Consider the following 23,102-nt stretch of genomic DNA (forward strand, 5'->3'; position numbering starts at 1 on the left):
ATGATCGGCCGACGCATGCGGCCCGAGCGACGTGGACGTCGGCATCGGCTGCAGGCGCGGCAAGGCGGCGAGGGTTCCTGTGGCGGCCCCGACACGATTCGAACGTGCGACCTTCCCCTTAGGAGGGGGACGCTCTATCCAGCTGAGCTACGGGGCCCAAGCGGCGGATTTTCGCACGGACGCGGACTGTGCCGGTAATCACAGGCCGCGACGGCCGCACGGCCGCTGCACGCTTGGCAGGACAGCCGCCGTGCCGCTACACTGCGCGTCCTTTCGTGGGGCGGTAGCTCAGCTGGGAGAGCGTCGCGTTCGCATCGCGAAGGTCAGGGGTTCGATCCCCCTCCGCTCCACCACGAAACTGAAACGGCGCCCTCGGGCGCCGTTTTTTTATGCGCGAAATGGGTCGCTCAGCGCTTGGCGAGCAGCGGTGCCAGCGCCGGTTCCAGCTGCTCGCGACGCCAGCCTTGCAGCGACTCCGGCCACTCGCCCGTATCCAGCAGCGGCTCCAGCATGCGGCGCGATGCAAGCACGGCATCGGCGACGCCAAGTTCGGCCGCGCGCTTGGACACCGCGTCCTGCATCGCCTTGATGCGGCTCTTGTCGCGACGCTCCGCCTGCGCGGCATCCGGCGCGTCGGCTTCATCAGGCAGCGGCGTCACCAGCGCGTTCCAGATCGCATCGACCAGCTTGCGCGGGCCCTTGGGATGCGCGCGGATCGTTTCGGCGATGACGTCGCGATCGGTCGGTTCGGGACGGGCGAGGGCGGCGGCCAGTTCGTTGTCGAGCACCCAGCTGCGCGGGAGGTCCGCGACGCGTGCGTGCGCATCGCGCCAGCGCAGCAGCCGGAGCATGCGCGCCTGTCCGTCGCGGTCCAGGAACTGCGCGCTGCGCATCGATACGTGCGGCCACGGGTCGGTCGGATCCTCGATCGCCAGCGCGACGGTGCGCGCCATGTCGGCACCGAGCCATTCGCGACGGCCGAGTGCTTCGAGCTTGCCGACCAGCGTGTCGTGCAGTTCGAACAGATGCGCGACGTCTTCCGCGGCGTACTGCAGCTGCGATGCCGACAGCGGACGACGCATCCAGTCCGAACGCGTCTCGCCTTTCTCCAGCGCGACGCCGGTGATCTCGGCGACCAGCTTCTGGTAGCCCAGGCCCGCGCCGACGCCTGCAAGCGCTGCGGCGGCCTGGGTATCGAACAGTGGGCGCGGCACCTGACCGCAGGTCTCGCGCAGCGCGATCAGGTCCTCGCTCGGGCTGTGCATGATCTTCAGCACCGACTCGTCGGCGAGCAGCGGCGCGAGTGCTTCGTTCATGCCCGGCACGAGCGGGTCGACCAGCAGGATGTCGATGCCACCGTCGTCGGTGGGCAATGCGATCTGCACCAGCGCGAGCTTCGGCCAGTAGGTGCGTTCGCGGACGAATTCGGTGTCCAGGCCCACGCGCGAGGGCGGTGCAGCGAGGCGCGCGCGGAGTGCGTCGGGGCTGTCGATCCAGTGGGCCAAGACGGGTGCCGGGTTTGCGGGAGCGGGCGACAATAGCCTACTTTCCGTGGACCCGGCGGCAGCGGCCGCAGGCAGGAGGCGACTTGCGCAGTAAGGCCCAGACGAGGCTCGCGAAGGCCGTCGCGCTAGGTGTCGCGATGGGCGCCGCGCTGCTCGTCGGCTGCCACGGCGACCACGACGCCGGCCCGGCGAAGCCGCGCAGCGCGCCGACCGTCACAGTGGGCGAGGCCGATGCGCGACTCCCGGCATGGCGACCGGCGCAGATCGCGGTCGATCGTCGCAATGCGCAGGCGCTGGCGAAGCAGGCCGACACGGCGTTGGCCGCAGGTCGTTTCGCCGATGACGACACATCCTCGCTGCCCATCTTTATGGCGCTGCGCGACTACCCGCCGATGCGCGAGCGGGCCGAAGCCGGTGTCGATCATTCGATCACCGGGCTGGTGCTGCAGGCGCGCGAGTCGCTGGCCGACATCGATGACGATCCCGATGCATTGCAGCGCATACGGCACGCGGCCTCGGTGCTGCGCGTCGTGGCGCTCGAGCGGCCCGACGTCGAGCGCTTCCTGCAGCAGGTCGATCGCGTCGAAGACGGACAGCGCGACAGCGAGCGTGGCGAGGCGGACCTCGCGGCGGGCCGCATCGGCGAGGACGGCCACGACGGCGCGATCGCATGGTTCCGTCGTGCAATCGCGCTGCGTTCGACCGATGCACGCGCGCGACAGGGCCTTGCCGCAGCGGAGAGTGCGCTGATCCGTCGCGCCGAAGATGCGGCGTCGCGCGAGGACTATGCGGGCGCCGAACACTGGCTGGTGCTCGCCGGTCGCGTGCGACCGCAGGCGGGCGTCGTCGCGGAAGCACGTGCGCGCATCGCGTTCGAGCGCGCCGCGCGCATCGGCGAATTGCGCGACGCCGGCATCGCGGCGCTGCCCGAATTGCACGGCATCGAGACTGCACGACGTTTCCTCGCGCACATCCTGCGCATCGCACCCGCGGCCGATCCGACCGCGGCGGAGCTGCGTCGACGCATCGACTTCGCGGTGCACTACGGACTCTTCCAGCCCGGCCAGCGATTCACCGACGGCCTGCAGGGCGGTGGCCGCTCGCCGACGATGGTCGTCATTCCCTATGGCGACTTCACGATGGGTGCGCCGCCCGGCGAGCGCGGCGCGACCGACGCGGAACGCCCGACGCGTGCGATCCATTTCGAGCGCGGACTCGCCGTGTCGATGACGGAAGTGACCGTCGGGCAATTCCGTCGTTTCGTCGACGCCACCAAATACCGCGCGCGTTCGACGCGTCGCGGTTATTCGATCGTGTACGACCTGCGCAGCGGCAACTTCGTGCGACGCGGCAACGTGGACTGGCAACAGGATTATCTCGGCCGACCGGCGACCGACGACCTGCCCGTCGTGCACGTCAGCGCGAAGGACGCGACGGCGTATGCGGAATGGCTCGCGGAGGAAACGGGTCATCGCTATCGGCTGCCGAGCGAAGCGGAATTCGAATACGTGGCACGTGCGGGCTCGCAGGCGCCGTATCCGTGGGGCGCCGGAACGCCGCCGGCGCGGTCAGGCAACTACACCGGGGCGGGCGATCGATCGCCGACAGGGCGCCCGTGGCAGAACGCGTTCGCGGGTTACGCCGATGGCTCCTGGGGGCCGACGCCGGTCGCGCGGTATGCGGCCGGTCGATTCGACCTTCACGACGTAACCGGCAATGTCAGCGAGTGGGTGGCGGATTGCTGGCATTCCAGCTACCGACGCGCGCCACGCGATCAGCGGGCCTGGTTCAACCCGGGCTGCAGGCAACGCGTGCTGCGCGGCGGTTCCTGGGCCAGCGCACCGGCACAGACGCGGTCGGCCTGGCGTAGCGGGCTGGACGCCGACACCACGAACGCGCGCATCGGCTTCCGGGTGGTGCGCGACCTCTGACGTCGCAATCGGGAGTTCAATTGATGCGCATCGATCCGTTGGGACAGGGTGCCGGCATGCAGCGCCGCGGCTTCGGCTTCGGCGCGATCCGCTGGGTGATCCTGCTCGGCTTCGCGATCTACGCCGCGGTGTCGTGGATGGGCAGCGCGCAGAAAGACCCGTACACCGGCGAGACCGCGCACTACGGCGCGTCCACCGACGAGGAAGTGCAGCTCGGTGACCAGGCCTTCCAGCAGGTGGTCGGCGACGCGCAGGCGCAGAACGCGCTGCTGCCGGAAAGCTCGCCTTTCAGCCAGCAGATCCGCGACATCGCGCAGCGCCTGATCCAGCGCGTGCCCGATGTCACCAACGACCTCGCGCAGCAGAACGGCACCGCGGCGCCGGACAACTACAAGAGCTTCCAGTGGCAGGCGGTCGCCATCCAATCGGACGAGGCGAACGCGTTCTGCCTGCCGGGCGGCAAGATCGCCGTCTACACGGGGCTCCAGCCCGTCACACAGAACCAGAGCGCGATGGCGGTGGTGATGGGCCACGAGATCGCGCACGCGCTGCTGCGTCATGGTTCGCAGCGCATGGAGCAGCAGAAGCTGGTGCAGATGGGCCAGATGGCCGCGGGCGCCGCGCTGGGTGGCATGGACCCGAATCAGCAGCGTGCCGTGATGGGCGCGCTGGGCGCCGGGGCGCAGTACGGCTTCCTCTTGCCGTACAGCCGAAACCACGAATCGCAGGCCGACCAGGTGGGCCTGATGCTCGCCGCGGCTGCGTGCTTCAACCCGCACGAGGCGATTCCGCTGTGGGAGCGCATGGAGCAGGTCGGTGGCGGCCAGCGTCCGCCGGAATTCGCGTCGACGCATCCGGATCCCGAGAACCGCATCGCCCACCTGCAGGCGCTGATGCCGCAGGCGGAGGCGTTCTACAAGAAGTTCTGCGGCGCGAATCCGCCGCAATGATCGACAGGCCGCATCGCGCGGCCCGTTTTTACTTCTGCGTCTCGCTCTTGCGCGTGGTCGGCGCGCCCATGCTGCCGGCGAGGTTGTGCTGGAAGTCCTTCCACATCTGCAGGTTGCGCTCGGTGAGCTGGTTCATCAGCGTCCACGGCGTCTGGCCGAGCAGGCCGCCCATCTGCGTGCGGAACTGCTGTTGCTGGTCGAGGAAGACCTGCATCGACTTCTCGAGGTACGTGGCCATGAAGCCCTGCATCGAGTCGCCGTAGAACCGGATGATCTGGCTGAGCAGCTGCGTCGAGAGCAGCGGTTCGCCGTCCTGCTCGTGCTCGGAGATGATCTGCAGCAGCACCTGGCGGGTGAGGTCGTCGCCGGAGCGTGCGTCGCGTACTTCGAACTCTTCGCCGTCGATGATGAGCTGGCGAACGTCCTCGATGGTGATGTAGCTCGAGATTTCCGTGTCGTAGAGCCGTCGGTTCGGATACTTCTTGATGACGCGCGGAGAAGCCATCTGCGGAACACCGGAAAGCGGGATGTCCCGAGAATGACGCAGTGCGGCAGGCCACGCAACCGCGACGCCGGAGCGGCCCGCCGCACGGGCTGACCGCTTCAGCGGCGGCGGTCACCAGCCCATGTACTGCCCGCCGTTCACCGCCAGGTTGGCGCCGGTGATCCAGCCCGCTTCGTCGGGAATGAAGAACGACACCGCGTAGGCGATCTCCTCGGGCGAGCCCAGGCGGCCCGTCGGGATCTGCTGAATGATCTTGTTGCGCACCTCTTCCGGCACGGCCATCACCATGTCGGTGCCGATGTAGCCGGGCGAGACGGTGTTGACGGTGATGCCGAAGCGCGCGTTCTCCTGCGCCAGCGAAATCGTGAAGCCGTGCATGCCGGCTTTCGACGCCGCGTAGTTCGCCTGCCCGTACTGGCCCTTCTGCCCGTTGATCGAGCTGATCTGGATGATGCGGCCCCACTTGCGCGCGCGCATGCCGTCGATGACCGGTCGCGTGACGTTGAACACCGAGCCCAGGTTCGTCGCGATGACTTCGTTCCACTGCGCCGACGACATCTTGTGGAAGGTCGTGTCGCGCGTGATGCCGGCATTGTTCACGACGATCTCGACCGGGCCGAGTGCGCCTTCGATCTCGCTCACCATCGCTTCGCACTGGTCGGGATGCGCGACGTCGGCCTTCGCCAGGAACACTTCGATGCCCTTGTCGCGCAGCTTCTGCTGCCAGGCGCGGGCCTTGGCCTCGTCGCGGTAGTTGGTGGCGACCCGATGGCCCTTGTTGGCGAGGCTTTCGATGATCGACGTTCCGATGCCACCGGTGCCGCCGGTGACGAGTGCTACGCGACTTTGCATGAGTTGCTCCGTGCCGGCGCGACCTGCGCCTCTCACGTGATTCTAGGCACGAATGCTTTAAGCGCGTGTTGCGATGCGCGGGATTTTCGCGGGATCGAACGCAGCAACGGCGCGTTCGAGCCAGTCGCGTGGCGTGTCATCGCTGGAATGTTGCAGTGCAACCTGACCGAGCGCCTGCCATGCGCGATGCAGCGCCGGCATCGGGTCGCGCGGGTTGACCGGGTTCGACGCCAGCGACTTCGACAGCTTGCGGCCTTCGTCGTCGAGCACGACGGGCAGGTGCGCGTAGCCGGGCGTCGACAGGCCGAGCGCACGCTGCAGCAGGATCTGTCGCGGCGTCGAATCGAGCAGATCGGCGCCGCGTACGATGTGCGTGATGTTCTGCGCGGCGTCGTCGACCACCACCGCGAGTTGGTACGCCCACAGCCCGTCGGCGCGATACAGCACGAAATCGCCGACCTCGACGTCGACGTCCTGCACCTGCGGGCCGAGCAGGTCGTCGTCGAAACGAACGCGCGTTCCGTCGGCGACGCGCAGGCGGACCGCGGGGCTGCGATGCGCGTCGGGCGCACGCACGCAGGCACGATGCACGCCGCCGAACGCAGCCAAGTCGCTACGGCTGCACCAGCACGGGAACGCCAGGCCGCGGTCGGCGAGATCCTCGAGCGCGGCGCGGTAGAGCGCGTACCGATCGCTCTGGAACTCGACCGCCTCGTCCGCGTGCAGACCGAAGGCTTTCAGGGCGTCGAGCTGGCGTTGCGCGGCGCCCGGCACTTCGCGCGGTGTATCGACGTCCTCGACGCGCACCAGCCAGCGGCCATCGGCGCGTCGAGCGAACAGCCAACTGCCGAGCGCGGCAAGCAACGAGCCCGCGTGCAGGTCACCGGTCGGCGAGGGCGCGAACCGACCGCGATATCCGCTGCCCGTCATGCGGATGAAGCGTCGCTGCACGATGCGTCGCGCGGGGATTGAAAAGCGGCCGTGCACGCGCCACGTTCAACAACTCGCAACGCCAATCTTTCGACGCCCGACGCCATGCTCAAGCGCATCACCCTGTTCCTCGCGACCAACCTCGCCGTCCTGCTGCTGCTCAGCGTGGTCATGCGCCTCCTCGGCGTGAACCCGCAAACCAGTGGCGGCCTGCTCGTCATGGCGACGCTGTTCGGATTCGGCGGCTCGTTCATCTCGCTCATGATGTCCAAATGGATCGCCAAGCGCACCACCGGTGCGCAGGTGATTGCACAGCCACGCAACGAATCCGAACGCTGGCTGCTTGACACCGTGCGCCGCCAAGCCGACGCCGCGGGCATCGGCATGCCGGAGGTCGCGATCTACGACGGCCCGGAAATCAACGCATTCGCGACGGGTCCGAGCCGCAACGATGCGCTCGTCGCCGTGTCGACCGGCCTGCTGCGCAACATGGACCGTGACGAAGCCGAAGCAGTGCTCGGCCACGAAATCAGCCACGTCGCGAACGGTGACATGGTCACGATGATGCTGGTGCAGGGCGTGCTCAATACGTTCGTGATCGTGCTGGCACGCGTGGTCGGCCGCATCGTCGACGGCTATCTCGGCGGCAACAACCGCAATGGCGGCATCGGCTATTTCATGACGGTGATGGTGCTCGACATGGTGTTCGGGTTGCTGGCGAGCGTCATCGCGATGTGGTTCTCGCGCCATCGCGAATTCCGTGCCGACGCCGGCGGTGCGCGCCTTGCCGGTCGCGACAAAATGATCGCCGCGCTCGAGAAGCTGTCGCGCACCTACGGGGCGACCACGCTGCCCAAGCAGGTGCAAGCGTTCGGCATCAGTGGCGACGTCGCGCACGGCCTGCGCCGCCTGTTCATGACGCATCCGCCGCTGACCGAGCGCATCGAAGCGCTGCGCCGCATGCCCGCGGAAACACCATCGGTGCGCGTCGTGCGCTAAGCGTCAATCGCTGCAACGAAAAAGCCCGCCGATTGGCGGGCTTTTCTTTTCGGGACGATCGGTCGATCAACCGAACTCGTAGTCCATCGTCGTGCTGACGCCGGCGAGGAAGAAGCCCTGCGCGTAGTCGACGCCCGCGCCGAACAGCACGCTCATGCTCTGCGCGTCGCGGACGTGTTCCGCGATCGTCCGCTTGCCGAGCGCGCGTGCCTTGTCGGTGATGTCGCGCAGGCGCTGCTGGTACTCCGTGCTCGTGCCGAGGTTCTCCATGAAGGTGCGGTCGATCTTGAGGAAGTCGGCATTGAAGTGCGCGAGCAGCTGGAACGAGTTCAGGCCTGCACCGAAATGCTCGAGGCCGACGCGCACACCCGATCGCGCCGCACGCGCCTGGAACTCCTGTGCCGCGCGCAGGTTGGTGAACACCTTGGACTCGGGAAGCTGCACGACCAGGAGGCTACCGTCCGCACCGTGCCGCGTAATCTGCTCCTCGATGTGCTTGAGCAGGCTGTCGTCCTGCAGCGAGCTTTCGGTGATCTTCACCAGCAGCGTCGTGCGTTTGCCGGCGCGGATACGCTCGCCGATGACCTCCAGCGCGCGGCCGACGACCCAGCGATCGATCTCCCACAGCAGGCCGTTCTCCTCGGCGATCTGCAGGAAGGCCAGCGGCGCGACGAGCTCGCCCTGGTCGCCCTTCATGCGCAGATAGGCCTCGTAGATCTCGCCGGACTCGCCGTGCAGGCTCACCAGCGGCTGGTAGGCCATGGCGAAACGGTCGGAATCGAGTGCATCGCGGATGCGATCCACCCACGCCTGAACGCGTTCTTCTTCGGCGCGATCGGCCGCGCCAGGGTCGAAGATTTCCGAGCGATTGCCGCCCATGCCGACCGACGACTGGATGCCCTGCGTCGCACGTGCAAGCACCGCGGTGACGCTGGCGATCTTCTCGCCGATCTGCACGCCGCCGATGCTGATGGTGGCGTTGAGCGAACGGTTGCCCGCGTCAACCACGTGCTCGGAGAACGCATTGCGCACGCGCTCGGCCAGCATCTGCGTGACTTCGTGGTTCGCGCCGCGCGACAGCGCCGCGAACTGGTGCTCACCGAAACGCGCGAGCACGACGTCTTCCGGCACGCTGTCCCGCAGTCGGCGTGCGCAGGCGGCGACGAGATCGTCCGCGGCGTCGAGGCCGATGTCCTGCAGCAACTTCGCGTAGTAGTCGGGCTCGATCAGCAGGAAACCGTGGTGCGTGGAGTTCTGCGCGGCGTCTGCAACCGCGTCTTCCAGTGCACGCAGGAATGTCGCGCGATTGAGCAGGCCGGTGACCTGGTCGCGCTGGCGCAGTTCTTCGACTTCGCGCTGCAGATCGGGGTCGAGCTCCTGGCGGCGCAGCACCAGCTGCAGGCAGTGCTCGCCCTCGTACATCGCCGGCGTGAATTCCATGACCGCGGCGAACTGGTTGCCGTCGGGCGTGCGCGCTTCGACTTCCACGCGCGGCGGCGGCGCTTCGCCCTTCGACAGCTTCTTCAGCAGCGCCTTGAATGCTTCGACGTGAGACGGCGCGATCATGTCCAGCAGCGACATGCCTTCGACGTCGTCGAAGGTCTCGTAGCCGAACATCTCGAGGTAGGCCGAGTTGGCCCGGATGTGCATGCCTTCGTGGATGTACGCGATCGGATCGCGCGAGGACTCGATCAGCGAGTCGCAGCGGCGTTCGGTTTCGCGCACCTGGAATTCGAGCTTGCGCAGCGCGCGTCGCGCTTCGAGGTCCGACCACTCGGTCTGCACGATGTTGACGATGTGGTCGTTGCGACGACGCAGCACCACGCCGCGGGCGCCGAGCGACATGGCCTCCAGCACGCCGGCCTCGTCGATCTCGTCCACGAGCAGCAGTACGGGGAGATCCTTGCCGCTGGTCGCGACCTGCTGCAGCACCGCGTCGGCGGAGACCAGCTTGGCCTTGCGATCGAGCAGGACGAGGTCCGGCGATTGCTGGCCGACCTGGTGCGCGAGCTCGTCGGCGTTCTCCGGCCGCGACGGGCGGACCGCGATGCCGGCGTTGCGCAACGTGCTGACGACGGCCTCGGCCGCCTCCACGCTGTCGTCGACGATCAGAAGTCGCAGGGCCGCGTCTTTCCCGAACTGCATTCGCATCTCCTGGCGGTCGCGCTCTTTTATGACATGCCGGCCGTGTCGGCGTCATCCCCGAGCGGTCGTTCCCGGGCGACGAATGGTGCCCCGGCCGCCCGGATTGTGACGGAGAGGCGTACTTCGGCGTACGGCTATCTACCCATCGGCCGGTCCGGCCGAAACTTTCAGAGCGGGCGCTTGCCGGGATCGCCGGCCACTTCGCGGACCAGCCGCGGCACCAGATAGCCGGACAGCCGCGCGGCCAGCGCTCGGTGCAGCTCGCGGGCGCGGTCGTCCTCGACCTCGAAGTGCGCAGCGCCTTGGACTCGGTCGAGTTGGTGCAGGTAATAGGGCAGCACGCCGGCCCGGAACCCGCGCTCGGACAGGTCGGCCAGCGCATCGACCGAGTCGTTGACCCCGCGCAGCAGCACGGCCTGGTTGAGCAGCGTCACGCCGACGGCGCGCAGGCGGGCCAGTGCCGCATCCACCGAAGCGTCGAACTCGTTGGCGTGGTTGGCGTGCAGCACGACGGTCACCGGCCAGGGCAGGCCGCCGAGCCATGCGACCAGCTCGTCGTCGACGCGCTCGGGCAGTACCACCGGGAGCCGGGTATGCACGCGCAGGCGGCGCAGGTGCGGGATCGGCGCGAGTGTGTCGGTGAGTTCGACCAGCTTGGGCGTCGACAGCGACCACGGGTCACCGCCGGACAGGATGACCTCGTCGATGGATGGATCGGCGGCGATCAGCGCGACCGCCTCGCGCCAGCCCGCGGCCGCCGCGGTCTCGTCGCCGTACGGGAAATGGCGTCGGAAGCAGTAGCGGCAATTGATCGCGCAGCTGCCCGTGGCGACGAGCAGCGCGCGGCCGCGGTACTTGCGAATGACGCCTTGGCCTGCGCGGGCCAGCGAATCGCCCACGGCGTCCAGCGCGAAGCCAGGGGATGGCTGCATCTCGGCATCGAGCGGAAGCACCTGGCGGAGCAGGGGGTCGTTGGGGTCGCCGTGGCGCATGCGGGCGACGAATCCGCGCGGCACGCGCAGCGCGAACTGCGCGGCCGCGGCCTCCGACATTCCCGTCGCGAGCTCGTCCAGCCCGACCATCGCGAGCAGCTCGCGCGGGTCCCGCACGGCGTCGCGCCAGAGCTGTTGCCAGCGCACGGCCGGGGGCGCGTGCGGCGGGGAGAGGGCAGCGGGTATCATTGCGGGCTGATCTGCTCGATTCGCCGGTCGCATCCGCGTCCCGGCACCGACCCATTCTAGCTGGCGCCCACGGGGCCCGGCCCGCATCCGCAGGAGTTTTGCATGGCCAGCCTCGGCATGAACGACGTCAAGACCGGACAGAAGATCCTGGTCAACAACGACCCGTGCGTCATCACGGAGACCGAGTACGTCAAGCCGGGCAAGGGCCAGGCCTTCACCCGCATCAAGTACCGCAGCATCAAGTCCGGCCGCGTCGTCGAAATGACGATGAAGGCGACCGACAACCTCGAGCAGGCGGACGTCGTCGACACCGACATGCAGTTCCTCTACGCCGACGGCGAGTACTGGCACTTCATGAATCCGGAGTCCTTCGAGCAGTTCCAGTCCGACAAGAACGGCATGGGCGGCGCGGAGAAGTGGCTGAAGGGCGAGGAAGAGTGCGTGGTCACGCTGTGGAACGGCACGCCGATCATGGTGCAGCCGCCGAACTTCGTTGAGCTCAAGATCACCGAGACCGACCCGGGCGTGCGCGGTGATACCTCTGGCGGCGGTGGCAAGCCGGCGACGCTGGAAACCGGCGCTGTCGTGCGCGTGCCGCTGTTCGTGAACCAGGACGAGATCATCAAGGTCGACACGCGTTCGGGCGACTACGTCAGCCGCGTGAAGTGACCAACGCGCGACCGGGCGACCGGTCGCCGTCATGACGAAGCCCGCGGCCCGCCGCGGGCTTCTCTGTATCGGGCCAGCGCTTTCGCAGCGGTAACGCGTCAGCGGCTAGCCTTCGGCAACCGACACGAGGTGATGGGATGGGCGAGGACGCCAAGCAACCCTGCGATGTCCTGATCGAAGCCGGCTGGGTCGTGCCGGTCGAGCCGCATGCGGAAGTCTGGGACGACCATGCCGTCGCGATCGAAGGCGACCGCATCGTCGCCATCGGCCCGCGCACGGAGATGCGCGAGCGATTCGCGCCGAAGGAAGTCGTGTCGCGCCCGAACGCCGCGCTGATTTCCCGGCCTCGTCAATTCGCATACGCACAACCCGATGACGCTGCTGCGCGGCATCGCCGACGACCTGCCGCTGATGGAATGGCTGCAGGGCCACATCTGGCCGGTCGAAGGCGCGGTCATCGGTCCGGACTTCGTGCGCGACGGCGTGTCGCTGGCGATCGCCGAGATGCTGCGCGGCGGCACCACCTGCGCCAACGAGAACTATTTCTTCCCCGACGTGCAGGCCGAGACGTACAAGCGCTACGGCTTCCGCGCGCTGGTCGGCCTGCCTGTGATCGACTTTCCGACCGCGTGGGCGAAAACGTCCGACGAATACTTCGGTAAGGCCGCGGACGTGCACGCCGCGTGGCGCGACGATGCGCTCGTCGGCACCGCCATCGCGCCGCATGCGCCGTACACGGTGAACGACGCCAACTTCGAACGCGTGCGCGACTTCTCGCGCGACCGCGACGTCCGCGTCCATCTGCACACGCATGAGACCGCGCAGGAAATCCGCGATTCGATCGCGCAGTTCGGCATGCGTCCGCTCGCGCGGCTCGATCGGCTCGGGCTGGTCAACGACCGCCTGATCGCTGTGCACATGACGCAGCTCACGGATGAGGAAATCGCGCTGTGCGCCGAGCGCGGCGTCTGCGTCGCGCATTGCCCCGAGTCGAATCTCAAGCTTGCGTCGGGCTTCTGTCCGGTCTGCAAGCTCCAGCGCGCCGGCGTGACGTTCGGTCTCGGTACCGACGGCTGCGCGAGTAACAACGATCTCGACATGGTGGGTGAAACGCGCACCGCGGCGCTGCTCGCGAAGGCGGTTGCCGACGACGCGTCCGCGCTCGACGCCGCCAGCGCATTGCGCGCCGCGACGCTCGGCGGCGCGGTCACGCTCGGCCTCGGGTCGAAGATCGGCTCGCTTCGCGCGGGCAAGCAGGCGGACCTCGTCTGTATCGATCTCGACGACATCGAAAGCCAGCCGCTGTACCACGTGATCTCGCAGCTCGTGTACGCGACCGGTCGCCATCAGGTCACCGATGTGTGGATCGCGGGCCGCCGCAAGCTGCGCGATCGCGAACTCGTCGACATGGACCGCGATGCACTGCGCGCGAATGCGCGACGGTGGCGCGATCGCATCCGCCAGATCCGGACCGCCTGATGACCACCTCGACCGCCGGCAATTTCCGTCAATCCGAACTTGATCGCTTCGGCGCGCTCGCTGCGCGCTGGTGGGACCCGCACGGCCCACAGAAGCCGCTGCATGCGCTGAATCCGGTGCGTCTCCAATACGTGGCCGATCGCGTGCCGTTGTCGGGCGCGAGCGTGCTCGACGTCGGCTGCGGCGCGGGCCTGCTCAGCGAGGCGATGGCGATCGCCGGCGCGAACGTCACCGCGATCGACCTGGCGCCGGAGTTGGTCAAGGTTGCGCGACTGCACGCGATGGAAAGCGGCGCGACGGTCGACTATCGCGTGCAGGCCGTCGAGGAAGTCGGTGCGGCATCGCCCGCCACGTTCGACGCGGTGACCTGCATGGAGATGATCGAGCACGTGCCCGATCCGTCCGCGGTGATCCGTGCATGTGCGGACGCCCTGAAGCCGGGCGGCCGCCTGTTCGTATCGACGATCAATCGCACGCCCGCCGCATTCGCATTCGCCATCGTCGGCGCGGAATACGTCGCGCGGCTGCTGCCCAAGGGCACGCACCAGTACCGCGATTTCGTGCGTCCGTCGGAGCTGGGTGCATGGCTGCGCGCAGCCGGCATGGAGCTCGAAGACGTCAGCGGCCTGATGTACCTGCCGATGCTGCATTCGGCGCGGCTTACGCGTCGTACCGAGATCAACTACATCGTCAGCGCGCGCAAGCCCGGATGAGCGACGTCCGGTTTCCGAAGGCCGTGCTCTTCGACCTCGACGGCACGCTGCTCGACAGCGCGCCTGACATGCTCGCGGCGGTGAATGCGATGCGCGCCGCGCGTGACGAGCCGCCGATGGCGCTCGATGCGCTGCGTCCGCATGTTTCGAAGGGCGCGCGCGCGATGGTCGGCGCCGCGTTTCCGCACATCGACGCCGCGACGCGCGAGACGTGGATTCCCGAGTTCCTCGAACACTACCGTCGCGAGCTCGGCCTACACGGCCCGCCATTCGACGGCGTCGAAGAGCTGCTCGCCGCGATCGAAGCATCGGGGTCGCGCTGGGGCATCGTGACCAACAAGCCCGAATCACTCGCGGTCGCGCTGATGCCGATCCTGGGTTGGGACACGCGCTGCGCCGTATTGATCGGCGGCGATTCACTCCCCGCCCGCAAGCCCGATCCGCTGCCGCTGCGCGTCGCGGCGGAACGAATGGGTGTCGCTATCGGCGACTGCGTTTACGTCGGCGACGACGAGCGCGACATCGCGGCTGCGCGTGCGGCCGGCATGCGATCGGTCGTCGCACTGTGGGGTTATCGGCTCGACGAGGACGACCCGGTGTCGTGGCAGGGCGACGTCATGCTCGACACTCCGCGCGACATGCTCGACCCGTCGAAGTGGATGCCGCAGTGAGCGAGGTCGACGCACATCCCGCCGGCGATGCGTCCGCGTTCGTCGCGAAATGGCGCGGTGCGTGGCCCGAGTGGACGCTGGTCGAACGCTTTGTGCCGGCATCGCAGCGTGAACTCGTCGACGCCTGGCAGGCGCTGCAGTTCGAATGGCAGGAAGCGGCGTGGCGTGGCGATGACGCGCGCCCGGGCGAGGCGAAACTGCATTGGTGGATCGACGAGCTCGCCGGATGGTCGAAAGGCATCCGACGTCATCCGCTCGGCGCCGTGCTGCAGAAGCAGGCCGGTGCGTGGAGTGGCGTCGCGCAGGCGTTGCCGACGCTGGTCAGTGCGCGTTTTCGTCCGCGCGACATGGTCGAGGCGCGCGAGCAACTTCAACCGTTGGCGGATGCGATCGCGGCGGCCGAGCAGTCGCTGTTGGGGCCGTCACGTCCGGATGCGGTGATCGCGACATGGCTTCATGCGCGGCTGGCCCGACATCCCGGCGAGGCGGTGCCGACCGACATCGCGTCGCAGCATGATGCGTCCGGCCGCTGGGCGAGCGCATTGCTTGCCGATGGGCCGTCGTTGCGCGGACTCACGCCGTCGCGCGGCGTCGTGCTGTCGCTGGCCCGCGCGCGACTTGCCACTGGGCGTGCCGCAGCGCCGCTCTCGCCGTGGTCGGCCCTGTGGGCGGGTTGGCGCGGCGCACGCGGCTGACGCGCCACGGACCGTTCCGCGGGCGGTCCCGGGCGCGAAACACGGCGTCGGTAGAATGCGTGACTTCACTGGATTGCACGGCCCGTCGATGACCCAGCCCCGCGTCATGCCCGATGTAGCGCTCGACCGCGCCGCCACTGCGCGCGCGCTCGATCGCGTGGGCATGGCGGGCATCGCGCTGCCGGTGCGCACGCGTTCGGCGACCGGCGAGACGATGACCGTGCCCGCGAAGGTCGATGTCTTCGTCGACCTGCGTGATCCCGATGCGCGCGGCATCCATATGTCGCGCCTTTACCTGCGTCTGCAGCATGCGTTCGCCGCGGAAGAAATGACGCCGGATGGCTTGGCGCGAGTTCTCCAAGCGCTGGTCGAAACGCAGGGCGCGTTGTCGCATTCCGCGCATCTCGCGATCCGCTTCGATCACTTGCTGCTGCGCCCGGCCCTCTCCAGCGCGAACGCGGGCTGGAAGGCGTATCCGGTCCAAGTCACGGCCGACATCGTCGACGGAAATGTCTCGATCGACCTCGGCGTCGAGATCGATTATTCGTCGACTTGTCCGGCCTCCGCCGCGCTGTCACGGCAGATGACGGCCGAAGCATTCGCGCAGACGTTCGGCGCGGACGGCTCAGTCGACGCCGCATCGGTGCGCGACTGGCTGCGTTCCGAGCACGGGCTGGTCGCAACACCACACGCACAGCGCAGCCGCGCGGAGGTGCGTGTTCGACTTGCACCCGGCGTCGCGTCGTTGCCGATCGTCGACCTCATCGAACGCGTCGAATCCGCGCTCGGTACACCGGTGCAGACCGCGGTGAAGCGTGAGGACGAGCAGGCCTTCGCCGCGCTCAACGCGCGCAACCTGATGTTCTGCGAGGACGCCGCGCGTCGCGTCGCGCATGCGCTTGCGCACGATCCGCACGTGGTGCGATTCGATGCGCGCGTGTCGCACTTCGAAAGCCTGCATGCGCACGATGCCGTGGCATCGGTGAGCGGCGAGGGCGCCGGCGCCTGACGTTCGGCGCGTTTTGGGCGGGCGACGCAGCCGAACCGCGCTACTGCGCAGGCACGTCCACCAGCAGCAGCGGATCGATCCGCACGTCGAACCAGTTCATGCCCCAGTGCAGGTGCGGGCCGGTTGCGCGACCGGTCGATCCCACGGCGCCGATGGCTTGGCCCTGCGCAACGCGATCGCCGACGTGTACGTCGATGCGCGAGAGATGCAGGAAGTTCGAACTCACGCCGTGGCCGTGGTCGAGCACCACGGTGCCGCCGGTGAGGTACAGGTCGGGATCGACGAACGTGATCGTTCCTGCGGCCGGCGCATGCACCGGCGTTCCGCTCGCGGCTGCGATGTCCATGCCCGAATGCGGCGCGCCGGCGCTGCCGTTGTACACACGCTGATTGCCGAAACGCCCGCTGATGCGGCCCTGCACCGGCCACTGGAAGCGCTGCAGGAAATCGACGCGTTCGTCGTCGCGCGTACGCACCGCGGCCACGCGCGCCTGTTCGGCTTCGATGCGCGCGGCGATCGCCGGCGGCGGATTCACCGTCGCGGGCGGCACGCCGTTGACGTGCTCGATGGGCCAATCGCGGGGAACGATCTGCAGGACGATGGTTTCGGGCGACGAGCCGGGCACGTCGATCGACACCGGCATGCTGCCGCTGGCGTCGCGCGCGATGCCGAGCGCGAAATGCCCGTCGGGCGCGACGCGAATGTCGCGTCCTGCGAATCGAACGTGCGCATTCGCGGGAGCGCGGCCGATCACCAGCGCGCCCTGGGATGCGGTCGCAGGCAATTCGATGGAAATGCGCGATGTCGCGGTGACGGGCGCCGACGTGCTCCGCGGCGACACCGCGCAGGCCGCGAGCAACGTGATCATCGAAGCGATAAGGACGCGTCGCGCCATCGTGTACCTCCGCGAACGAGAGGTATCGATCATCGGCGCGGCTTGCCCAATCGCGGCTGAGTCATCGCGGCGGCACCGGATCGTGCCCGCCTGGATGGAAGGGATGGCAGCGGAGCACGCGTCGCGCGGCCAGCCAGGAGCCGCGAAGCGCGCCGAAGCGTGCGATCGACTCCATCGCGTACACAGAACAGGTGGGATGGAAACGGCAGCGCTGGCCGAGAAGCGGGCTGATCCAGCGCTTGTATCCGCGCAGAAGTGCGATAAGGGCGCGGTCGATCACGGAATCTTGATGCTCCGGCTCACCATGATGGCGGCCACATCGCCGCGGTTGCTCGCTGTCAGGGCGTAATCGCGGCACCCATGCAATCAGCGTCGAAGCACGCTCGAACTCCCTGTACGAACACGCATCATGTGTGGTTGCCGCCGCTGACGCGGGCAGGGTATAACAGCGCGCTTTCCCGCCTCAAGGGAAGAAGGACAGGCGCTCGTGGCGACAAAGAAAACCGCGAAGAAGGCCGCCTCGCCGGCCAAGAAGTCCGCAGCGAAGCCGGCTGCGAAAAAAGCTGCGAAACCCGCGGCCAAGCCGGCTGCGAAGAAGGCTGTAGCGAAGAAGGTGGTGGCCAAGAAGGCGCCGCCGAAGCCCGCACCGAAGGCAAAGCCGGCGCCCGCGAAGAAGGCGGCACCGGTGAAGAAGGCTGCGCCGGTCGCCAAGGCGCCGGTCAAGAAGGCTGCATCGAAGACCGCGGCTCCGTCGCGTGCGATCGAAGCAGCGGCAGCACGTAAGCCCGCGGTTGCGAAAAAAGCGCCGGTTCCGGCGAAGCAGCCTGCAGTGGCGCAGCCCGCGGCGCAGGCAGTTGCACGGGAAGGCACGAATGAACGTCCGACGCAGTCCGGGAAGACCGGTGCGGCGGCGGGCGCGTTGAAGAACGGGACATCGTCGGCCGCGGTTGCCGCGGCGCGTCCGTCCCCGCAGGTGGAGTCGATGAGCAGGAACGCAAACAAGAAGAGCGCCGCGGCCCCCGCCGCAGCTACGAGCGGGACACCCGCCGTGGTCGAGCGCCCATCCAGTGGCAAGGTCGCCGTCGCCGTGACGGCCAACCGGGGCAACGCCACGTCGAATACGACGCGCCGCATGCCCGAGTACAAGACCGACGAATCCACGGGTCGGCCCATCGTTCCGGACGGCTACAAGCCGAAGTCGGACGAGGAGTACATGAACCCGCTGCAGCTCGAGTACTTCCGCCAGCGCCTGCTGTCATGGCGTGGCGATCTGGTCGAGGAATCGAAGCAGACGATCGAGAACCTCCGCGAGGAAGTTCGTGACGTCGGCGACGAGGCCGAGCGCGCCACGCGCGAGACCGAGAACTCGCTCGAGCTGCGCACGCGCGATCGCTACCGCAAGCTGATCAGCAAGATCGACAGCACGCTCAAGCGCATCGATTCGGGCGACTACGGCTACTGCGCCGATACAGGCGAGGAAATCGGCCTCGATCGCCTCGAAGCGCGTCTCACCGCCGAGCGCACGATCGACGCGCAGGAGCGCTGGGAGCACCTGCAGAAGCAGATGGGCGATTGATTCGTCCGTCCAAGCGTTGATGTCGAAGCCCCGCCGAGTGCGGGGCTTCGTATTTGTGGCGTCGCGTCAGTCGTTCGGCGCGTGGGCCGCATAACGATGCGCGAGCCCGGCGAGTGCGATGGCGATGAGCAGCACCAGCCCTTGCATGGCGAGCGCAGGCATCGCCGGCGCGCCACCGGATGCGATGACGAGGCCCACGTCCTGCACGATCACGCCGATCAGCGACGCCAGCAGCAGTGGCCACGCGATGCGATGCGGCTGCGTGAGTGCGACCGACCCGAGCACGCCCGCGATCACCGCCACCGCGGTGCCGATGACCGACCAGCCCGGGCGCATGGCATAGAAGTGCTGCTGATCCAGCGGAAGACGCGCGATGTCGCCGGGTTTCAGCCGTGCATCCGCCGCGAATGCGAGGCAGCCGAGCACGTTCCAGATCACGGCGACGATCGCCACCGGGCGAAGCCATTTCGGTCGAATGCGCATTGCACGTCTCCCGTGACGCCGGGAGCGGCGCCGGGCCTAGCGTAGCTCGCGAAGATCCAGCCGGCGCAGCTTGGGCGCACGCCAGGCGGTCGATGCGACGACCGCGATGGTCATGACGCCACCGAATACGACGGACGGCACCAGCCCCATCATCCTCGCCATCGCGCCGGACCAGAACGCGCCCAGCTCGTTCGACGAGCCGATGAAGATGCCGTTGATCGACGACACGCGGCCGCGCATGTCGTCCGGCGTCGCGAGCTGCAGGATGGTCGAGCGAAGCACCACCGACACGCCGTCGCACATGCCCGACAGCATCAGGATCGCGGCGGACAGCCAGAACGACGTCGACAGGCCGAAGCCGATCATGCACAAGCCGAAGCCGGCGACGGATGCGAGAAGGATGCGGCCGGAGTGCTTCTCCAGCGGACGGCGCGCGAGATACAGACCGACCAGCACCGCACCGAGCGCCGGTGCGCCGCGCAGGATGCCGAGCGCTTCCGGGCCGCGATGCAGAACGTCGCGGATGAATGCCGGCGCCAGCGAAATCGCGCCGCCGAGCAGCACCGCGAACATGTCGAGCGCGAGTGCACCCAGCAGCACCTGGTGGCTGAAGACGAAACGGATGCCTTCGCCGATGCTGCGGAAGATCGGCCCGCGCTGCATCTGCTGCGGCGGTTCGGTGACACGCAGCGAGACCACCGACAGCGCCGCGCCGAGCGCGAGCGCCATCGCCACGGCATACGCGACGACGACGCTGCCGGCACCGACCAGTGCGCCGCCAACCGCCGGACCGATCACCAGACCTGCCTGGAACACGATGCTGCCGATGCTTGCGCCGCGCGTGTACTGCTCGCGGACCAGCACGCGACCGAACAGCGCGTTGTAGACCGGGCCGAGGAACGACCGCACCATGCCCGTCAGCCCGACCGCGCAATACATCAGCAACAGGCGCGACGCCGGCACTGCCTGCGTCGTCACCAGCATCAGCACGAGCGGCGTGGTCGCGAGCCCGAGGCAGGCCGCCATGCCGAGCTTGCGCCGTGGCAGGTGGTCGACCAGGTAGCCGGCGAACGGCGCGACGCAGAAGTACGGGATCACTTCCGCCAGGCCGATCAGGCCGAGCTTCAGCGGATCGCGCGTGAGCTGATAGATCTGCCAGCCGACCGCGACCGAGACGATCTGGTACGACAGGATCGTCAGGATGCGATAGCCCATCAATGCGACGAACGCCGGAACGCGCATCGGCGCTGGTGCGGGGACAGGCTCGGTCATGCCGCGTCCCGCGCGGCCTGCGCGGTTTCGCGGATGCGGGCGAGCAGGGCGCTCAGGCCGTTGCTGCGCGTTGGCGACAGATGCTTCGACAGGCCGATGTCGGCGACGAAGGTCGGCTCCGTCGCGAGGATCTCGTCGGCGCTGCGCCCTGCGTAGACGCGCAGCGCGAGGAAGATCAGGCCGGAGACGATGGCCGAGTCGCTGGCGGCGAGGAAATCCAGCCGCGACGCATCGCCCGAACTCACGATCCACACCTTCGACTGGCAGCCGAGCAGGCGGTTGTCCTCGCTGCGCAGCGCCTCGTCCATCGGCGGCAACTTGCGGCCGAGGTCGATCAGATACTGGTAGCGCTCGGCCCAGTCGCCGAAGAACGCGAATTCGTCGCGGATGGCCAGTTGGGCCTCGGCGGCGGTGGATTCGAGCGGGAACCGCGTTTCACTCACGATGCTGGCCTCAGGCGCGACGCCAGCGCACGCCGGCGGCGGTGTCCTCGAGCAGCACGCCTTCGCCGGCGAGCTGTTCGCGAATCGCGTCGGCGCGAGCGAAGTCGCGCGTCTTCTTTGCGGTAGTACGTTCTTCGACGAGCGCGTTGATGCGTGCGTCGTCGCTGTCGTCGACACCGCGTGCGAACCATTCGGCGGGCGACTGCTGCAGCAGGCCGAGTATCGAACCCGCACCGAGCAGGTTTCGTTTGAGGTAGCGCAGCTCGGCAGTCTCGGACGCCGCAGCGGCGTGCGGTCCGTGACTGAGAAGATGGCGTGCCTGCGCTGCTAATGAATTGATCGCGGCGAGCACCTTCGGCGTATTCAGATCATCATTCAGTGCTTCTTCGACATCGACCGGCACCAGAGGCTCGCCATCTGCGTCGATATCGCCGAGATCCCGCAACGTCCCATACAGCCGATCCAGCGTGCGCACGCACTGATCGATCACCGTCTCCGACCACTCCAGCGGCTGCCGGTAGTGCGCGGACAGCAACGCATAACGCAGCGCTTCCGGTGGATGCTTGGCGACGAGGTCGTGGATCTTCTCGATGTTGCCAATCGACTTGCTCATCTTCGCGCCGCCGAAGTTGAGCATCCCGTTGTGCAGCCAGTAGCGCGCGAACACGCGGCCGCCGTGCGCGCATTCGCTCTGCGCGATCTCGTTCTCGTGATGCGGAAACTGCAGGTCGACGCCACCGGCGTGGATGTCGATGGTCTCGCCGAGATGCGCTTCGGCCATCGCCGAGCATTCGATGTGCCAGCCCGGGCGCCCGCGACCCCACGGCGATTCCCAGCCGGGCAGGTCGTCGGTCGACGGCTTCCACAGCACAAAATCGCCCGGGTCGCGCTTGTACGGCGCGACGTCGATGCGCGCGCCCGCGATCATCTCGTCGCGATCGCGGCGCGAGAGCTTGCCGTAGCCGTCGAACGAACCGACGGCGAACAACACGTGGCTTTCCGCCGCGTACGCATGGCCCGATTCGATCAGGCGCTCGATCATCGCGATGATCTGCGGCATGTGCGCGACGACCGAGGGCTCCACGTCCGGCGCGACCGCACCGAGCGCGGCCATGTCGTCGCGGAACGCGGCGGCGAAGCGATCGGTGATGGTCGAGATCGGCACGCCGAGCTCGCGTGCGGCGTTGTTGATCTTGTCGTCGACGTCGGTGATGTTGCGGACGTAGCGCACCGCGCCATAGCGGCGCCGCAGCAGGTTCGCCAGCACGCCGAACACCACGTAAGGCCGCGCGTTGCCGATGTGCACGTAGTTGTAGACCGTAGGCCCGCAGACATACATCGTCGGGCAGGCGGGATCGAGCGGCTCGAAGGCCTGCAGGCGGCGGGTGAGGCTGTTGTAGAGGTGCAGGCTCATGGCGCTCGTCGGACGCATGCGGTCGAGCCAGCCATTGTAGCGGCGTGCCGGCCGTGGCCGGCCCGAGGGCGGGCGAGGACAGGGGGCATTCATCGCCACGGCCGCTGCGCCGCATACACTCTTCGGTCCGGTCCCCGCGGAGAACCCCGCCTTGCGACGTCGAACGCTGCCCTTGGTCGCGCTGCTGCTTTGCTCCGCCGTATGCGGGGCGTCCGCCGAGACCGTGGTCCAGCGCGAGAACGTCAGCTACGAGTACGCGCGCGTGCTGCGGGTGACACCGGTCTACCAGACGCTTACCGCCACGAGCATGGAAACCCGCTGCGAGGACGGCTCGCGACTGTCCAAGATCGTTGGCAGCGTCCGCAACGTGCTCAAGCGCGACTCGTCGACGGGCAGCACCAACTGCCGCAGCGTGCCGGTGCAGCGCGAGTTCAAGCGCCCCTTCGCCTACGACGTCGACTACACCTATCGCGGCGCGAAGTACCGGTCGCGACTGGCCGACGATCCGGGCCATCTGCTTCGGATCCGCATTTCCGTGATGCCGGCCCCGTAACGCCCTTGCATCGTCCAGCCGCAGCCCGCAGAATCGCGCCCCTCATGCGTACCGACTACACCGACGCCGACATCCTGACCTCTGCCTACATGGCGGCGGGCATGACCTCGCGCGCTCGCCGACGCACCCGCCACACGGCTGGGTAACGCGGCACTACGCCTGTACGGCGCAGACTCGGACCCAGCCCTCGCGCTGGGTCTTTTCGTTTTCGGGCCCGGCGAATCTTTCCCGG

General features: G+C 68.0%; 22 protein-coding genes, 2 tRNA genes and 1 pseudogene. 12 read left to right on the top strand and 13 right to left on the bottom strand.

Features of this window, described 5'->3' with window-relative positions; genetic code table 11:
• Positions 1–80 precede the first annotated feature (80 nt).
• Positions 81–157 (bottom strand) — tRNA-Arg (locus tag ACVWWW_RS06265).
• Between the two features lie 120 nt (positions 158–277).
• Here ACVWWW_RS06265 and ACVWWW_RS06270 point away from each other — a divergent pair.
• Positions 278–353 (top strand) — tRNA-Ala (locus ACVWWW_RS06270).
• Between the two features lie 54 nt (positions 354–407).
• Here the strand turns inward: ACVWWW_RS06270 and rnd are convergent.
• On the bottom strand, positions 408–1,505 hold the full coding sequence (gene rnd, locus ACVWWW_RS06275) for a ribonuclease D (protein ID WP_027082655.1): 1,098 nt from the start codon (positions 1,503–1,505) through the stop codon (positions 408–410).
• 83 nt (positions 1,506–1,588) lie between these two features.
• Here rnd and ACVWWW_RS06280 point away from each other — a divergent pair, with 83 nt between their 5' ends.
• Together ACVWWW_RS06280 and ACVWWW_RS06285 are read left to right on the top strand one after the other, a co-directional pair.
• Positions 1,589–3,436 (top strand): SUMF1/EgtB/PvdO family nonheme iron enzyme, encoded by a 1,848-nt coding sequence (locus ACVWWW_RS06280; protein WP_027082656.1) that lies wholly within the window; start codon positions 1,589–1,591, stop codon positions 3,434–3,436.
• Positions 3,437–3,459: 23 nt separating this feature from the next.
• The gene (locus ACVWWW_RS06285) at positions 3,460–4,386 is read left to right on the top strand and encodes a M48 family metallopeptidase (protein WP_027082657.1); all 927 of its coding nucleotides are present in this window, start codon (positions 3,460–3,462) and stop codon (positions 4,384–4,386) included.
• A 28-nt stretch (positions 4,387–4,414) separates the two neighbouring features.
• Here ACVWWW_RS06285 and phaR read toward each other — a convergent pair whose 3' ends face one another.
• From phaR to gluQRS, 3 genes are all read right to left on the bottom strand, one after another.
• Positions 4,415–4,891: a polyhydroxyalkanoate synthesis repressor PhaR gene (phaR, locus tag ACVWWW_RS06290; RefSeq protein ID WP_036141815.1), complete on the bottom strand. Its 477-nt coding sequence runs from the start codon at positions 4,889–4,891 to the stop codon at positions 4,415–4,417.
• A gap of 111 nt (positions 4,892–5,002) precedes the next feature.
• Positions 5,003–5,743, bottom strand: coding sequence for an acetoacetyl-CoA reductase (phbB, locus tag ACVWWW_RS06295; protein ID WP_027082658.1), 741 nt, complete (start codon positions 5,741–5,743; stop codon positions 5,003–5,005).
• 57 nt (positions 5,744–5,800) lie between these two features.
• Positions 5,801–6,673: a tRNA glutamyl-Q(34) synthetase GluQRS gene (gene gluQRS, locus ACVWWW_RS06300; RefSeq protein WP_027082659.1), complete on the bottom strand. Its 873-nt coding sequence runs from the start codon at positions 6,671–6,673 to the stop codon at positions 5,801–5,803.
• Positions 6,674–6,778: 105 nt separating this feature from the next.
• Here gluQRS and htpX point away from each other — a divergent pair, with 105 nt between their 5' ends.
• Entirely contained in the window at positions 6,779–7,672 is an 894-nt protein-coding gene (gene htpX, locus ACVWWW_RS06305; RefSeq protein ID WP_027082660.1) for a protease HtpX, read from the top strand.
• Between the two features lie 66 nt (positions 7,673–7,738).
• Here the strand turns inward: htpX and ACVWWW_RS06310 are convergent, their stop codons facing one another.
• Both ACVWWW_RS06310 and epmB read right to left on the bottom strand, forming a co-directional pair.
• The gene (locus ACVWWW_RS06310; RefSeq protein WP_027082661.1) at positions 7,739–9,817 is read right to left on the bottom strand and encodes an EAL domain-containing protein; all 2,079 of its coding nucleotides are present in this window, start codon (positions 9,815–9,817) and stop codon (positions 7,739–7,741) included.
• Between the two features lie 167 nt (positions 9,818–9,984).
• On the bottom strand, positions 9,985–10,998 hold the full coding sequence (epmB, locus tag ACVWWW_RS06315; RefSeq protein WP_027082662.1) for an EF-P beta-lysylation protein EpmB: 1,014 nt from the start codon (positions 10,996–10,998) through the stop codon (positions 9,985–9,987).
• Positions 10,999–11,100: 102 nt separating this feature from the next.
• Between epmB and efp the strand changes: the two genes are divergently transcribed.
• The 6 genes and pseudogenes from efp to folE2 all read left to right on the top strand — a co-directional run bounded on the left by efp (position 11,101) and on the right by folE2 (position 16,234).
• The gene (gene efp / locus ACVWWW_RS06320) at positions 11,101–11,667 is read left to right on the top strand and encodes an elongation factor P (protein WP_027082663.1); all 567 of its coding nucleotides are present in this window, start codon (positions 11,101–11,103) and stop codon (positions 11,665–11,667) included.
• Positions 11,668–11,804: 137 nt separating this feature from the next.
• A pseudogene (locus ACVWWW_RS06325) lies at positions 11,805–13,146 on the top strand (TRZ/ATZ family hydrolase).
• The gene (ubiG, locus tag ACVWWW_RS06330) at positions 13,146–13,859 is read left to right on the top strand and encodes a bifunctional 2-polyprenyl-6-hydroxyphenol methylase/3-demethylubiquinol 3-O-methyltransferase UbiG (protein WP_027082665.1); all 714 of its coding nucleotides are present in this window, start codon (positions 13,146–13,148) and stop codon (positions 13,857–13,859) included. The pseudogene ACVWWW_RS06325 and the gene ubiG overlap by 1 nt, the downstream one beginning before the upstream one ends.
• Positions 13,856–14,530, top strand: coding sequence for a phosphoglycolate phosphatase (gene gph, locus ACVWWW_RS06335; RefSeq protein WP_027082666.1), 675 nt, complete (start codon positions 13,856–13,858; stop codon positions 14,528–14,530). The genes ubiG and gph overlap by 4 nt, the downstream gene beginning before the upstream one ends.
• Positions 14,527–15,225, top strand: a complete 699-nt coding sequence (locus ACVWWW_RS06340) for a hypothetical protein (protein WP_155914237.1) — start codon at positions 14,527–14,529, stop codon at positions 15,223–15,225. The genes gph and ACVWWW_RS06340 overlap by 4 nt, the downstream gene beginning before the upstream one ends.
• Positions 15,226–15,313: 88 nt before the next feature.
• Complete coding sequence (gene folE2, locus ACVWWW_RS06345) at positions 15,314–16,234, top strand: GTP cyclohydrolase FolE2 (protein ID WP_036141818.1); 921 nt, start codon at positions 15,314–15,316, stop codon at positions 16,232–16,234.
• Between the two features lie 40 nt (positions 16,235–16,274).
• Here folE2 and ACVWWW_RS06350 read toward each other — a convergent pair whose 3' ends face one another.
• Positions 16,275–17,129, bottom strand: a complete 855-nt coding sequence (locus ACVWWW_RS06350; RefSeq protein ID WP_081672011.1) for a M23 family metallopeptidase — start codon at positions 17,127–17,129, stop codon at positions 16,275–16,277.
• Positions 17,130–17,190: 61 nt separating this feature from the next.
• Complete coding sequence (yidD, locus tag ACVWWW_RS06355; RefSeq protein WP_081672013.1) at positions 17,191–17,409, bottom strand: membrane protein insertion efficiency factor YidD; 219 nt, start codon at positions 17,407–17,409, stop codon at positions 17,191–17,193.
• Positions 17,410–17,616: 207 nt separating this feature from the next.
• On the opposite strand from yidD, the gene dksA reads away from it, so the two are divergent.
• Complete coding sequence (gene dksA, locus ACVWWW_RS06360; protein WP_027082671.1) at positions 17,617–18,705, top strand: RNA polymerase-binding protein DksA; 1,089 nt, start codon at positions 17,617–17,619, stop codon at positions 18,703–18,705.
• 66 nt (positions 18,706–18,771) lie between these two features.
• Here dksA and ACVWWW_RS06365 read toward each other — a convergent pair whose 3' ends face one another.
• From ACVWWW_RS06365 to cysS, 4 genes are read right to left on the bottom strand one after another with little or no spacing between them, the layout of a single operon-like run.
• Positions 18,772–19,188: a hypothetical protein gene (locus ACVWWW_RS06365; protein ID WP_027082672.1), complete on the bottom strand. Its 417-nt coding sequence runs from the start codon at positions 19,186–19,188 to the stop codon at positions 18,772–18,774.
• Between the two features lie 36 nt (positions 19,189–19,224).
• On the bottom strand, positions 19,225–20,460 hold the full coding sequence (locus ACVWWW_RS06370) for an MFS transporter (protein WP_027082673.1): 1,236 nt from the start codon (positions 20,458–20,460) through the stop codon (positions 19,225–19,227).
• Positions 20,457–20,903, bottom strand: a complete 447-nt coding sequence (locus tag ACVWWW_RS06375) for a SufE family protein (RefSeq protein ID WP_027082674.1) — start codon at positions 20,901–20,903, stop codon at positions 20,457–20,459. Before ACVWWW_RS06375 ends, ACVWWW_RS06370 begins: the two co-directional genes overlap by 4 nt.
• Before the next feature lie 10 nt (positions 20,904–20,913).
• The gene (cysS, locus tag ACVWWW_RS06380) at positions 20,914–22,317 is read right to left on the bottom strand and encodes a cysteine--tRNA ligase (protein ID WP_027082675.1); all 1,404 of its coding nucleotides are present in this window, start codon (positions 22,315–22,317) and stop codon (positions 20,914–20,916) included.
• 151 nt (positions 22,318–22,468) lie between these two features.
• Here cysS and ACVWWW_RS06385 point away from each other — a divergent pair, with 151 nt between their 5' ends.
• Positions 22,469–22,870, top strand: coding sequence for a hypothetical protein (locus ACVWWW_RS06385; protein ID WP_036141822.1), 402 nt, complete (start codon positions 22,469–22,471; stop codon positions 22,868–22,870).
• Positions 22,871–23,102: the final 232 nt, after the last annotated feature.

Source organism: Lysobacter sp. HA18, assembly GCF_054057595.1.

What these genes read in the sequence shown, in the direction of transcription:
- ACVWWW_RS06285 (WP_027082657.1), top strand. Translation starts at nt 3,460, where the DNA reads ATGCGCATCGATCCGTTGGGACAGGGTGCCGGCATGCAGCGCCGCGGC.
- ACVWWW_RS06365 (WP_027082672.1), bottom strand. Translation starts at nt 19,188, where the DNA reads ATGCGCATTCGACCGAAATGGCTTCGCCCGGTGGCGATCGTCGCCGTG.
- htpX (WP_027082660.1), top strand. Translation starts at nt 6,779, where the DNA reads ATGCTCAAGCGCATCACCCTGTTCCTCGCGACCAACCTCGCCGTCCTG.
- gluQRS (WP_027082659.1), bottom strand. Translation starts at nt 6,673, where the DNA reads ATGACGGGCAGCGGATATCGCGGTCGGTTCGCGCCCTCGCCGACCGGT.
- ACVWWW_RS06370 (WP_027082673.1), bottom strand. Translation starts at nt 20,460, where the DNA reads ATGACCGAGCCTGTCCCCGCACCAGCGCCGATGCGCGTTCCGGCGTTC.
- phaR (WP_036141815.1), bottom strand. Translation starts at nt 4,891, where the DNA reads ATGGCTTCTCCGCGCGTCATCAAGAAGTATCCGAACCGACGGCTCTAC.
- cysS (WP_027082675.1), bottom strand. Translation starts at nt 22,317, where the DNA reads ATGAGCCTGCACCTCTACAACAGCCTCACCCGCCGCCTGCAGGCCTTC.
- gph (WP_027082666.1), top strand. Translation starts at nt 13,856, where the DNA reads ATGAGCGACGTCCGGTTTCCGAAGGCCGTGCTCTTCGACCTCGACGGC.
- ACVWWW_RS06350 (WP_081672011.1), bottom strand. Translation starts at nt 17,129, where the DNA reads ATGGCGCGACGCGTCCTTATCGCTTCGATGATCACGTTGCTCGCGGCC.
- ubiG (WP_027082665.1), top strand. Translation starts at nt 13,146, where the DNA reads ATGACCACCTCGACCGCCGGCAATTTCCGTCAATCCGAACTTGATCGC.
- ACVWWW_RS06310 (WP_027082661.1), bottom strand. Translation starts at nt 9,817, where the DNA reads ATGCAGTTCGGGAAAGACGCGGCCCTGCGACTTCTGATCGTCGACGAC.
- efp (WP_027082663.1), top strand. Translation starts at nt 11,101, where the DNA reads ATGGCCAGCCTCGGCATGAACGACGTCAAGACCGGACAGAAGATCCTG.
- epmB (WP_027082662.1), bottom strand. Translation starts at nt 10,998, where the DNA reads ATGATACCCGCTGCCCTCTCCCCGCCGCACGCGCCCCCGGCCGTGCGC.
- phbB (WP_027082658.1), bottom strand. Translation starts at nt 5,743, where the DNA reads ATGCAAAGTCGCGTAGCACTCGTCACCGGCGGCACCGGTGGCATCGGA.
- folE2 (WP_036141818.1), top strand. Translation starts at nt 15,314, where the DNA reads ATGACCCAGCCCCGCGTCATGCCCGATGTAGCGCTCGACCGCGCCGCC.